Annotated in this window: 12 protein-coding genes; 11 read left to right on the top strand and 1 reads right to left on the bottom strand. The window is 51.0% G+C overall.

Annotation, left to right across the window (positions count from 1 at the left end):
• Nucleotides 1–67 precede the first annotated feature (67 nt).
• The 3 genes from ET464_RS07925 (at nucleotide 68) to holA (ending at nucleotide 3110) form a co-directional block, all read left to right on the top strand.
• Nucleotides 68–616: an RNA polymerase sigma factor gene (locus ET464_RS07925; protein WP_129439827.1), complete on the top strand. Its 549-nt coding sequence runs from the start codon at nucleotides 68–70 to the stop codon at nucleotides 614–616.
• Nucleotides 613–1797 (top strand): anti-sigma factor family protein, encoded by a 1185-nt coding sequence (locus ET464_RS07920; RefSeq protein ID WP_129439824.1) that lies wholly within the window; start codon nucleotides 613–615, stop codon nucleotides 1795–1797. Before ET464_RS07925 ends, ET464_RS07920 begins: the two co-directional genes overlap by 4 nt.
• A gap of 266 nt (nucleotides 1798–2063) precedes the next feature.
• On the top strand, nucleotides 2064–3110 hold the full coding sequence (holA, locus tag ET464_RS07915) for a DNA polymerase III subunit delta (protein ID WP_129439822.1): 1047 nt from the start codon (nucleotides 2064–2066) through the stop codon (nucleotides 3108–3110).
• Nucleotides 3111–3262: 152 nt separating this feature from the next.
• On the opposite strand, the gene rpsT is transcribed toward holA, so the two are convergent.
• On the bottom strand, nucleotides 3263–3535 hold the full coding sequence (gene rpsT, locus ET464_RS07910; RefSeq protein ID WP_129439820.1) for a 30S ribosomal protein S20: 273 nt from the start codon (nucleotides 3533–3535) through the stop codon (nucleotides 3263–3265).
• A 149-nt stretch (nucleotides 3536–3684) separates the two neighbouring features.
• Here rpsT and gpr point away from each other — a divergent pair, with 149 nt between their 5' ends.
• The 8 genes from gpr (at nucleotide 3685) to grpE (ending at nucleotide 12375) form a co-directional block, all read left to right on the top strand.
• The gene (gene gpr, locus ET464_RS07905; RefSeq protein WP_129439818.1) at nucleotides 3685–4689 is read left to right on the top strand and encodes a GPR endopeptidase; all 1005 of its coding nucleotides are present in this window, start codon (nucleotides 3685–3687) and stop codon (nucleotides 4687–4689) included.
• Nucleotides 4690–4862: 173 nt separating this feature from the next.
• Nucleotides 4863–6122 (top strand): stage II sporulation protein P, encoded by a 1260-nt coding sequence (gene spoIIP, locus ET464_RS07900; protein WP_129444201.1) that lies wholly within the window; start codon nucleotides 4863–4865, stop codon nucleotides 6120–6122.
• 62 nt (nucleotides 6123–6184) lie between these two features.
• Nucleotides 6185–6589: a DUF3679 domain-containing protein gene (locus ET464_RS07895; protein WP_129439816.1), complete on the top strand. Its 405-nt coding sequence runs from the start codon at nucleotides 6185–6187 to the stop codon at nucleotides 6587–6589.
• A gap of 106 nt (nucleotides 6590–6695) precedes the next feature.
• On the top strand, nucleotides 6696–8513 hold the full coding sequence (gene lepA / locus ET464_RS07890) for a translation elongation factor 4 (protein ID WP_129439814.1): 1818 nt from the start codon (nucleotides 6696–6698) through the stop codon (nucleotides 8511–8513).
• A gap of 13 nt (nucleotides 8514–8526) precedes the next feature.
• Nucleotides 8527–9687, top strand: a complete 1161-nt coding sequence (gene hemW, locus ET464_RS07885) for a radical SAM family heme chaperone HemW (protein ID WP_129439812.1) — start codon at nucleotides 8527–8529, stop codon at nucleotides 9685–9687.
• 436 nt (nucleotides 9688–10123) lie between these two features.
• Nucleotides 10124–10603, top strand: coding sequence for an N-acetyltransferase (locus tag ET464_RS07880; protein ID WP_129439810.1), 480 nt, complete (start codon nucleotides 10124–10126; stop codon nucleotides 10601–10603).
• Nucleotides 10604–10753: 150 nt separating this feature from the next.
• Nucleotides 10754–11779 (top strand): heat-inducible transcriptional repressor HrcA, encoded by a 1026-nt coding sequence (hrcA, locus tag ET464_RS07875; RefSeq protein WP_129439808.1) that lies wholly within the window; start codon nucleotides 10754–10756, stop codon nucleotides 11777–11779.
• On the top strand, nucleotides 11767–12375 hold the full coding sequence (gene grpE / locus ET464_RS07870; protein WP_129439806.1) for a nucleotide exchange factor GrpE: 609 nt from the start codon (nucleotides 11767–11769) through the stop codon (nucleotides 12373–12375). The genes hrcA and grpE overlap by 13 nt, the downstream gene beginning before the upstream one ends.
• The last annotated feature ends 24 nt before the right edge of the window (nucleotides 12376–12399 follow it).

Below are 12399 nucleotides of genomic sequence, written 5' to 3'. Positions count from 1 at the left end.
TTAGATGGTACTGCAACTTTTTTGAGTGCCGTTACGTCGATGAGATTGTAAGAGAGGGGGATCCTTCGTGGTGGAGCCTGCCTTAATCAAGGCCGCCCAGGCGGGAGATCGCGATGCATTAATAGCTCTTTTGCGGGAGGTTGAAACGCACGTCTATCGGACAGCCTACTATATATTAAACAATGAGCAGGACGCGATGGATGCTGCGCAAGAGGCACTTATACGAATTTATACGAAAATCGGCTCCTATGAGGAGAAAGCCCAATTCAAAACATGGGTCGGAAGAATTGTAACCAATATTTGCATCGATAAATTTCGCAGAACGAAACCTTCCATATCGATTGAAGAACATGAGCTTGTTTTCCAGGAAAAAAGCAATGTTGAAGATGAAGTGCTTGCATCGTACGCCGCACAAGACATCCGGGAAGCGATCGACAAGCTGCCGGAGCATCATAAGGCCGTTGTCGTGCTCCGGTATTTGCAGGATTTTTCTTATAACGAAATAGCAGAATCGCTTGATTTGCCCTTGAACACAGTCAAGTCGTATTTATTCCGCGCGAGGCAACAGCTGCAAACATTACTGCATGATTATCAGAAAGGTGGTGTCCGGGGATGAACTGTCAAGAAATATTGGAATATATGCAGCGCAGTCTAGACGATGATTTGAATGCTCTGGAGCATGAGCTCATGATGAGCCATATTCGGAACTGCCCCGACTGTTCAGACATGTACGAACGTCTGACCAGGCTGTCACGCGAGCTGGAAAGCTTGCCGAAGGTGACGCCCCGCTACAGCTTGGTTGATGCGATATTGCCGCGCCTGGCGCAGCTTGACGAGGAGAGGAATACAGCTGTGAGCCGCCTTGAAGGCGACGCGGAGCACCAAGGGGCTGCGGCAGCGGAAGGCGAGACCGTAACTGGAGCTGCGGCAGCGAACAAACCGCGGACGGGTGGACGTTTCTGGAGAAGGCGGTTTACGGCTGGCCTAGCTTCAGCTGCAGTCGTCGCCGCTGTATTCATTGCATTATATAACCTACAAGGGCAGCATCCATTTGCGGGATTATCGGCTTGGAACGATGCCGCTGAATCTGTCAGCCCAAGCCAAGCCAACAAATCGTTAAGCGCAAGCACAGGTTCAACAGCGCCGCAGCTTCGGAAAGAGGCGAAGGGGACGGATGTTCAGGATGTGGAGGCGCAGTCGGTTGAGCCTTACAGCGCCAACCGCTCATCGGATTCTGCCGGTTCTGCAGATCAGGGCGGCAGCCCCGAGCAAACCCCTGCTGCTGCAGCCGGGCCTGGCGGCACTTCAGATCCGGAACAGGATAATGTCAGTTCATTATTTGTGGATGGCGGCAGCTTGAACGCAGTGCAGCAAGATGATCAATTTCCGGCCGGCAGCTTTGGCTCGTCTGGCAACGTTGGAAGCGGCAGCGTTTCGAGCACAAATCAGCCTAACATGAGCATTCAGCAATCGGATCAAGAGAATGGCTCCAAACCGGATGCGAAAAGCGGCGTTTCCGGCGACCAGCAGCCTTTGGTTGCGATACCTGGCCCTATTCAGGCGCAGTCGGCCGATGGCCGTTATTCGGCGGTAGCTGTAGGGTATACCATTAAAGTATTTATGAACGACGGCGGGCTCGTGTTCGAAACCGATCGTAAAAACGGCAAAATTACGGACTTAAAATGGGATGATTCCGATACCGTCCTGACCTATGTCGTGGAGCTGGACCAAGGCGGCAAAGAGAAATACCAGATTGATCTGACGGCCAAAACGGATGAAAAATCGCCTGCAGAATAACATTTTTATGCAAAGGTTCCGCACACTTTTTTACGCGGCTGCGTATACTGAAACATAAGAGATAGACCGAAAAAGCGCCTTAACACGATTATGACCATTCGCAGGACGGTACCATGGGCCAGTATGCGGATGTTTATATAGATGTTCAGGGACGAAGGGATGGCACCTGCATAAGGCGGCCATCCCTTCGTTGTTTAATAGTTTCGACGAATGATCGCCCGCTTGGTATAATAGACCGAGTAAGCACAGAAAATAGGTGAAATCGAATGGAAATAACAGAAGCGCTGAAAGAGCTGAAAAACGGGAAAATCCGCCCCGTATATGTGCTGTTTGGCAGTGACCGGTACCGGATAAATCAGTTTGTGGACAAGCTTTCGGATACATTGTTTAAGCCTGACGAAAAAGAACTGGGCGTTGTAAAATTTGATACGGCTGAAACAGCCATTGACGAAGTCGTGCTGGAGGCGGAGACGCCGCCGTTTTTTATGGAACGCAAACTGATATGGGTTCGTGACAGCTCTGTGCTGGCTGCTTCTGCAGGCAAGGAAAATGCCAAAATCGAGCATAAGCCGGAAACGCTGCTGGCGTACCTCGATAATCCTTCCGATTTTGCGGTTATCGTATTTACGGTGCAGGCAGACAAGCTGGATGAGCGCCGCAAGCTGGTCAAAGCATTAAAAGACCGCAACGCTTTTGTTGCGTTCCAGGAGCTGGACGCCTCTCAGCTGAAGCAGTGGGCTATAAAACGCGCGTCCGATCAAAAAAGGACGATGACGGAAGCGGCAGCCGAGCTGTTGCTATCCCGTACAGGCGCGCACATGCAGCAGCTTGCGCTGGAGGTCGACAAGTTATGCCTTCATGCCGGTCCGGGCGGCACGATAGATGAAGAGCAGACGGCGATGCTTATCGCCTCGACGGTAGAAGAGGACGTATTTGCGCTTGTAGATGCAATGGCGGGATTGCAGGTGGCACGCTCGCTGCAGCTGTACAAGGAGCTGTTAACCCGCAAAGAGGAGCCGATCCGGATTGCGGCGTTAATTGCAAGGCAAATCCGGATTATGCTGCAAATTAAAGAACTGGAGCCGCAAGGCTATTCTCCGCAGCAAATGGCCGGGCAGCTTGGCCTCCATCCCTATGCGGTCAAGCTCGCGGTGGAGAAAAGCAGAAGGTTTTCGGTCCAGCGTCTGGCAGTGTTATTATCCGATTTGGCGGAGCTGGATTACAAGATGAAGACCGGAGCGATTGACAAAACGCTGGGGCTTGAGCTGTTTTTATTGTCGCTTGGCGTATCCCGCGAGACCGCTGCCCGATAAAATTACGGGCTCAAACCGCGCACTTGCCCTTGGGCTTGTGCGCGGTTTGGCATACAGGCAGCAGCGGCAGCGAGCGATAACCATAATGCTCATAAAAAAACAACCCTATCGCCCGAAAAGGGGATAGGGTTGTTTGGAAAGTCCCAATGAGCTTAAGCTTGAGCCGACAGAGCGTTCAGCTTTTTAGCCAGACGGGATTTTTTGCGGGCAGCCGCATTTTTATGGATCAGGCCTTTAGTAACGGCTTTGTCCAATTTTTTCGTTGCAACAACAAGAGCTGCTTTAGCAGCCTCAACGTCAGTTGCCGCGATTGCTTGGTCAGCAGTTTTAACGGCCGTACGAAGAGCAGATTTTTGGGAAGCGTTCAAAGCGCGGCGTTTTTCGCTCGTTTTGACGCGTTTAACAGCGGATTTGATGTTTGGCATTTACATTCACCTCCTAAACATAGCTAGACAACACAACTTAAAATATCTTATCATGCACACCTGTAAAATGCAATAGCGCGCCTTCGTATGAAACAGCCAGATTTTGCGAATCCTAACGGCAGAAATCGGACAGCAAGGAGCGATAATAGATGGCAGATCTGGACATGCAGCCGTTTGATACACAGATCGACTTGGCGCTGGAGGCAAAGGAGCTGGTGGAATCCGGCTCCGGTATGCCAATCCCCGGCGTCACTTCCCATGTATCGGAAGAAGACGGCATAAAAGTAACGCAGCTGCAAGTCATGACAGAAGAAGGCTCGCGTGCGCTTGGCAAAATGAAAGGCCATTACGTCACGCTTGAAGTACCGGGGCTGCGCAGTCAGGATACCGACCTTCAAGATAAGGTGGCTACCAAGTTCGCCAAATATTTCGAGACTTTCCTGGAGCGGATCGGTATAGGCAGAACTGCTAAAGTGCTGATCGTCGGCTTAGGGAACTGGAATGTCACTCCCGATGCATTAGGGCCAATTGTTGTTGAAAACGTCATGGTGACCCGCCATTTTTTTGAATTGATGCCGGATCAGGTTGCGCCTGGTTATCGTGCGGTCAGTGCAGTTGCTCCCGGGGTTTTGGGCATAACGGGCATTGAGTCCAGCGAAATCGTACAAGGCATTGTGGAACGGACGAAACCTGATGTCATAATTGCCATTGATGCGCTGGCATCCCGTTCGCTGGACCGCGTAAACACGACGATCCAGATTGCCGACACGGGCATTCACCCGGGCTCCGGCATCGGTAATAAACGCCGCGGGCTGACCAAGGAAATATTGGGCATACCCGTCATTGCAATCGGCGTTCCCACGGTTGTTTATGCTTCGACCATCGTTACGAACACCATTGAGCTGATGAAAAATCATTTTGAGCAAATCAAAGGCGATACGAACCAAATTCTTGGTCTGATTAACCAGATGAATGAGAACGAGCGACTCCAGCTGGTAAAAGAGGTGTTAAACCCGATTGGCCATGATTTGCTTGTGACGCCTAAAGAAATCGACCAGTTTATTGAAGATATCGGCAACATTATTGCCAGCGGCTTGAACGCTTCTTTGCACGAGGCAGTAGATACGACCAATGTGGCGGCATATACGCATTAGAAGATTTTGAAGGATCGTTGGCGAGCGTTTTCCCTTTAGGGAAGGCGCTTTTTTTTGATGACGGGTAATTTCGCGCGCTCCGGATGCTGCTACTCTATCATTCCGATTGCAGTTCTATGAGCTGCGTCTCTCTCATAGATTAATAGTACAGACGAGGGAGGGAATGTAACGTGATGAAAAAAAGGACAATCATTACGCTGGATTTGGCCAAGCAAAGCAATAAACTTCGCCAGCTGCTTGCAACAGGCAGAACGTTTGCTGTTTTATCGTTTTGTTCGATGTTTTTTTTCATCCTGATCGGAGCCGCAGGTATTGCGCAGCGACAGGCATCGGCTGAGCCGGTATCTTCGATGAAAGGATTTGCGGCATCATTATCCAGCGGTTTTTTTGGCCGTATGCTGGAGATGGAGCTGCCTGCTTTTCAAACCGCACAGCAAAATGAAGGTTTGTCCGGGAAGCAAGTTAGCGGTCTCGTCATGAGGCTGCTCACGGACATAAATCCATACGATCCTAAAAGCATGCTGGCCGTAGAAATGCCCGGCATGAAAAAAAATACATCCTTCCTGATCCGCAGAGGGGAAGGAACCGACGTATCGGTCGGGCCGGAAGACGATGATGATCTGCTGCCTCCCGCGCCGTCGGAACAACCATCGGACGAGCCGTCCACGCCATCGGGCGAGCCGCCTCAGCAAACGCCCGAACCTCCGCCTGCTACACCGGCGCCAACGCCTGGAACATCCGCAACGCCTTCCGCGCCGCCTGCTGGCAGCGGACAAGAGGACGGCAAGGACGCCGTAGTATTTATTTATCACACGCATAATCAGGAATCTTGGTACCCTGTCGTCGGGAAGGATGCCAAATCTGCCGATTCTCCTAAAACGAATGTAACGCTGGTAGGTGAAAGAATGGCGGAACAATTGGATAAAATGGGAGTACCTACGATGCACTCCGACCAAAACTATGCCGCTACCATTAAAGACTATAACTACGCGTACTCCTACAAATATTCTAAAAAAACGGTTCAGGATGCCATGGCGCAAGACAAGCAGCTCAAATATATTTTTGATATTCACCGGGACTCGCAAGGCCGTTCTTTAACTACCACGACAATCAATGGCAAAAGTTACGCCCAAGTATTTTTCATTATCGGGCACAAAAATGAGAACTGGGAAGAAAATGAAGCTTTTGCAGCCCGTCTTCAAACCGAGCTGGAAAAAGACTATAAAGGCTTGTCCCGCGGCATTTGGGCCAAATCGGAAGGAAACGGCGAATATAACCAGTCGCTATCGCCGGGCAGCGTTCTGATTGAAATCGGCGGCGTAGACAATACGCCGGAGGAATGCTACCGGACGGCTGACGCGCTTGCCGAAGTCATTGCCGATATTTATCACGAAGATACGGATGCGAAAAAAGTAACCGGCCCGGCCAGCTAACCGGCATGGAAGCGGCGGCGGGCGGGAAACGGAATGAAAACAAAGAGAAGGAGTGAATGTGCATGAGATGGAACGCGTTGAAGTGGGTGCTGCTGGGCGGAGCGATTGTCATTATGGTGATCTATGGCATGGAGGTATCCACTTCTGGGATCGAGCGCATTTACGGGCCGATCGAAGGCGGACAGCCTTCTTCCATCGCAGCGGAACCGTCTGTATCTTCCGGCAAGCCGGCGGCGGAAACAACAGGAGACCGGTTAACCGAGCAGCGCATTGCCAAGCTGGAGAAGGAATTGCAGGAGGTTCGCAGGCTGGCTGAAGAGCAGGCCAAAGAAAACGGCAGGCCAATTGATCAAAGCGATAACGCCGCTGTCAACAAGCTGGCGGACGGTACGGCAGGCTTGCTGCAGACGGTTACAACAAGCGGCATCAAATGGGTCGTTTCGTTATTTGACTCTGTGACGAGCTAATTGGCGGCGGGTTGCTTGTCCCTCATGTTCTTGCATTGCTGGCTCCCTTAGTTATTGCTATAATAGACGGAATGGTTAGCAATATTGGAAATGTTGGGGGATTGGCATGACAGACGTTCGGAGCCGGCAAAAGAAAATAAGGAATTTTTCGATTATAGCGCATATCGACCATGGCAAGTCGACGCTAGCCGATCGGATCTTGGAATATACCGGAGCGCTTTCGTCCCGCGAAATGCAGGAGCAGGTGCTCGACCAAATGGATTTGGAGCGGGAACGCGGCATTACAATCAAGCTGCAGGCCGTGCGCCTCGCTTACCGCGCCGATGACGGCGAGGAATATATCCTCAACCTGATCGACACGCCGGGGCATGTCGACTTTACGTACGAGGTCTCCCGCAGCCTTGCCGCCTGCGAGGGCGCTTTGCTAGTGGTGGATGCTGCACAGGGCATTGAAGCGCAAACGCTGGCCAACGTTTATCTGGCGCTGGATAACAACCTGGAAATTTTGCCAGTCGTGAACAAAATCGATTTGCCAAGCGCGGAACCGGAACGGGTGAAGCAGGAAATCGAAGATGTCATCGGCCTCGATGCGAGCGATGCGGTATTGGCGTCGGCGAAAGCGGGCATTGGCATCAAGGAAATTTTGGAGCAGGTCGTAGCGAAGGTGCCTGCGCCAACGGGCGATCCGGACCAGCCGCTGAAAGCTCTTATTTTTGACTCGCACTACGATCCCTACAAAGGCGTTATTGTGTATGTGCGCGTTGTGGATGGCAGTATCAAAGCCGGCAAAAAAATCCGTTTTATGGCAACGGGAGCGGAATTCGAAGTCATCGAAGTGGGCGCGTTTAAGCCTCGTATGACGATTGTTGACGAGCTGGCTGTCGGGGACGTTGGTTTCGTTGTAGCCGGTATCAAAAGCGTCGGCGATACGCGTGTCGGCGATACGATCACCGAAGCGAAAAATCCGGCTCCCGAGCCGCTGCCGGGTTACCGCCGCATCAATCCGATGGTATTCTGCGGCCTTTATCCAATTGAAACGCAGGATTATAACGATCTGCGCGAAGCGCTGGAGAAGCTGGAGCTGAACGATGCATCGCTCACGTACGAGCCGGAAACGTCGTCGGCGCTGGGCTTTGGCTTCCGCTGCGGCTTCCTTGGGCTGCTGCATATGGAAATTATTCAGGAGCGGATTGAACGGGAGTTCAACATCCCGCTTATTACAACCGCGCCAAGCGTTGTTTACAAAGTAACACTGACTAACGGCGAGCAGCTGCAAATCGACAACCCGTCCAACTATCCGGAAGCGGGCAAGCTTGATTATGTAGAAGAACCGTATGTGAAAGCATCCGTTATTGTGCCTAATGATTTTGTTGGCGCCATTATGGACTTGTGCCAAGGCAAACGCGGCGAGTTCGTGAACATGGAATATTTGGACCTGAACCGCGTTACGCTCAAATATGAAATCCCGCTGTCCGAAATCGTGTACGATTTCTTCGATCAGCTGAAGTCGCGGACGAAAGGCTACGCTTCGTTTGATTATGAACTGTCGGGCTACCGCCGTTCCAATCTTGTGAAGATGGACATTCTGCTGAACAACGAGCAGGTCGACGCCTTGTCCGTTATCGTCCATCGCGACCGCGCTTACAACCGCGGCAGAATTATTTGCGAAAAGATGAAGGAGCTTATTCCGCGCCAAATGTTCGAGGTGCCGGTTCAAGCCTCCATCGGCACGAAGGTTATCGCGCGTGAGACGGTTAAGGCGATGCGCAAAAACGTCCTTGCCAAATGTTACGGCGGCGATATTTCGCGTAAGCGGAAGCTGCTGGAGAAACAGAAGGAAGGCAAAAAGCGGATGAAGCAGGTCGGCAGCGTGGAAGTGCCGCAGGAAGCGTTTATGGCGGTGCTCAAAATCGACGAAGACTAGGAGTTTTACCATTATGGCAACGAATGCGCCACGTGCGCTTTATATTCATATTCCGTTTTGTACGAACAAATGTTTTTATTGCGACTTTAATTCCTATGTGCTGAAAGGCCAGCCGGTGGATGATTATCTGGATGCGCTGGAGCGCGAAATGGCGCATACGGTGAAGCTGATGCCTCCTGCGCAGATTGATACCGTCTTTGTAGGCGGCGGCACGCCTACCGTACTGACGCCTCCGCAGATGGAGCGTTTCTTGCAGTCTGTTGGCCGTTATTTCCCGCTCGCAAACGAAGTGGAATTTACGATGGAAGCGAATCCGGGCACGGTTGACCCGGATAAGCTGGCTGCGATGAAGCAGGGCGGCGTGAACCGGATCAGCTTTGGCGTTCAGTCGTTTGATAACGGGCTGCTGGAGCGTATCGGCCGTATCCATAACACGGATGATGTGTACAGAAGCCTGGAGAACGCGCGGGCGGCCGGTTTTACGAATCTGTCGATCGATTTGATGTTTGGCCTGCCCGGGCAGACGGTGGAGCTGCTGTCGCATAGCGTAGATAAAGCGCTTGAGCTGGATCTGCCGCATTACTCGCTGTACAGCTTGAAGGTAGAAGAAAATACGCTGTTCCATACGATGTATGAGCGCAACGAGCTTCCATTGCCGGAAGAGGATGAAGAGCTGCAAATGTATTTGCTGTTGATGGACCGCTTGAAGCAAGCCGGTTACGGGCATTATGAAATCAGCAATTTTGCGCGCCCCGGCTTCGAAAGCCGCCATAACTCCGTTTATTGGCGCAATGAGCCGTATTACGGACTTGGCGCGGGAGCGCATGGTTATGCGGAACGGCTGCGCCATATCAATGTGAAGGGCGTCCAGCCTTACATTGAGAAAAGCAAAGCCGGTTACCCCCGTCTGGAGGAAAACCGCGTTTCCGAAGCGGAAGCGATGGAAGATTTTATGATGGTGGGGTTAAGGCTGCTTGAAGGCGTACGGGCGTCGGATTTTGCCCGCCAGTTCCCGGGTGAAAGCCTGGAGCGGCATTTCGGGCCGATTATCAATAAGCTGAAGCAGGACGGTCTGCTCCAGCAAATCGATAACGTCGGCGATACGGTATATCGCCTGACGGATAAAGGCGTTTTATTCGGCAACGAAGTATTTGCCGCTTTTATTGAGGTTTAATGGCCCTTGAAGCGGTTAAACGCTTCGGAATCCCCTTTTGGAATGGATAACGTCTGCCGCTTATCGCCAAATGGCTTTTGGGGGCATAGATAATTAGCCCACATGGATGCTTTGCTGTAATGGGAAGGCTGGCGCCGTCGCTGTGCAGCAATTCGGCGAAACGGAAACAACCTGTTTCCGGTAATAGGATTTACAATAATGGCGATGCTGTTGGAGCCGGGGTCCGGCTAATGCAGCATCGCTTTTTTTGTTTAGTAGGCTTATGGCGCCGATTATGGTGCTTCTATTATAGTAGAAAATGGATAAAGCTCCGATTGAACCCGCTTAGAACCGGAAAAAATTATTTATGGAAGCCTCTTGTATACGCCTATGTCTTGATGTATATTTATTCATATTGATGGCGTGAATATACACAGGACGGAGGCGAAAAGCGGACATGAAGACGACAAGCAAGCTGGAAGCCGTTTGCAGACGGGCAAATGATCATGATGTCGACACTTTATTTGAATTGATTCAAGGTTACGCACAGAAAGGGATTATGCTGCCCCGATCGAAGGAAGTGCTGAAACGGCAAATTGACAGCTTTGTAGTTGCCGAGGTAGAAGGCATTGTCGTTGGCTGCGGATCGCTAACTCGTCTAGGCGCCGACCTGGTTGAAATTCGCTCGCTGGGCATGACCGAAGGCTATAAAGGCCTTGGCGTTGGCAGCAAGCTGGTGGACAGCTTGATTGCAATGGCCAAAGAGCAGAAGATTCCTAAAATTATGGCGTTAACTTATGCCGTTTCCTTTTTTGAGAAAAACGGATTCCATATTGTGCAAAAAGAGATTTTTCCGGAAAAAGTTTGGACCGATTGCGTCAATTGCCCGAAGCAGCATGCTTGTGACGAAATTGCTGTTCTTCGGATGATCGATTAGCTGTTGGACAGATCCAGCCGAAAATGCCAAACCGACTTGACAACAAACGAGTGGGTTTGGTATTTTTGTATTAATGATTAGCACTCGAGTCTAATGAGTGCTAACGAGTGACAGATGAGCTGCTGTTCCAAGCCAAAAGGGGGTTATGAAATGTTGACGGATCGCCAACGAATGATTTTGAATGCAATTATTGACGACTATATCCGCTCGGCTGAACCGGTTGGTTCCCGAAGCATTTCCAAACGCGGCGATGTCGCGTTCAGCCCGGCAACGATCCGCAATGAGATGGCGGATTTGGAGGAGCTTGGCTTTTTGGAGCAGCCGCATACTTCGGCAGGGCGCGTGCCTTCTACAAAAGGTTACCGTTATTATGTCGACCATCTGGTAAAACTGAATGCAATTGAAGAGCATGATTTGCAGTCGCTGCGGTCGTTTTTTACCGAGCAAATGACGCAAATGGAGCAGGTTGTACAGCATACGGCCATGATTATGTCCAATCTGACCAATTACACGTCGATTGTGCTTGGTCCGGAAATGTTCAATACGTCTTTAAAGCATTTTGGCCTGATCCCGCTTGACCAGACGTCCGCTGTGGCGATTATTGTAACGAATACGGGGCATGTTGAGAATAAAACGATCACCATCCCGCCGGATTTGGATATGGGCGACCTGGAGAAGGTTGTAAATATTTTGAATCATAAATTGACCGGTGTTCCGCTTACACGCCTGAAATCGAGGTTGTATTCGGAAGTCGGGCAGGAACTCGAACGTTACGTCGACCATTGCGAAGAACTGATGAAGGCGCTTGACGGCGTGCTGCAAAGCGGCGATGAGCATCGCGTCTTTATGAGCGGAGCAACCAACATGCTGACGCAGCCGGAATTCAAGGACGTCGACAAAGTGAAAACGATATTGGATTTGCTGGAGGAAACGCCTACCATAATGCGTATGTTTTCCTCGCTGCCATCAGGGATACAAGTCCGCATCGGTACGGAAAATGATCATGAAGCGATCTCGAACTGCAGCTTGATTACCGCAACTTATGAATCGGATGGTCATCCGCTTGGCACGATTGGCATTTTGGGCCCGACCCGAATGGAATATGGCAAAGTGATCAGCTTGCTGGATGCGTTGTCCAAAAAAATGAACGTTCTGCTTGGCAAATGGTACAAATAAACGACACCGATTTTAAGGAGGTGACAAGTGTGAGTACGAAAGAGCAACAATATGAAGAGCAGGAACATAATGAAGCGACAGAAGCTGTTGAATCTGCGGATGCGGCTGAGCAGGCTGCAGAGGAGCCAAACGAGACGGTGCAGGAAGATTCCCGCCTTGCCGAGCTGGAGAAGCTGGCTGAGGAAAACCAACAGCGCTACTTACGCGCGCAGGCGGATTTTGATAACTATCGCCGCCGAACGATGAAAGAACGCGAAGAGCTCTCCGCTTACGCTTCGATGAAGCTGATTACTCAGCTGCTTCCGATTGTGGACAATTTTGAGCGCGCGACTGCTGCCGCTGCCCAAGGCGGCGATTATGAGTCGTTCACCAAAGGCGTGGATATGATTTTCCGCCAATTGGCCCAGACGCTCGAGCAGGAAGGCCTGAAGCCGATTCAATCGGTTGGCGAGCCGTTTAATCCGGAATTTCATCAAGCCATTATGCAAGTGGAATCCGAAGAGCATGAAGAAGGCGTTGTCGTTGAAGAAGTGCAAAAAGGCTATATGCTGAAGGATCGTGTACTGCGCCCGGCTATGGTTAAAGTCAGCGGCTAATGTTTGATAAATGAATAGGATGTT

Origin of the sequence: Paenibacillus protaetiae, from assembly GCF_004135365.1 — a bacterium.
In the GTDB taxonomy this organism is placed as follows: domain Bacteria; phylum Bacillota; class Bacilli; order Paenibacillales; family Paenibacillaceae; genus Paenibacillus_AP; species Paenibacillus_AP protaetiae.
Note: the sequence above shows the minus strand (reverse complement) of the source record. Positions and strands in the feature narration are given on the sequence as shown.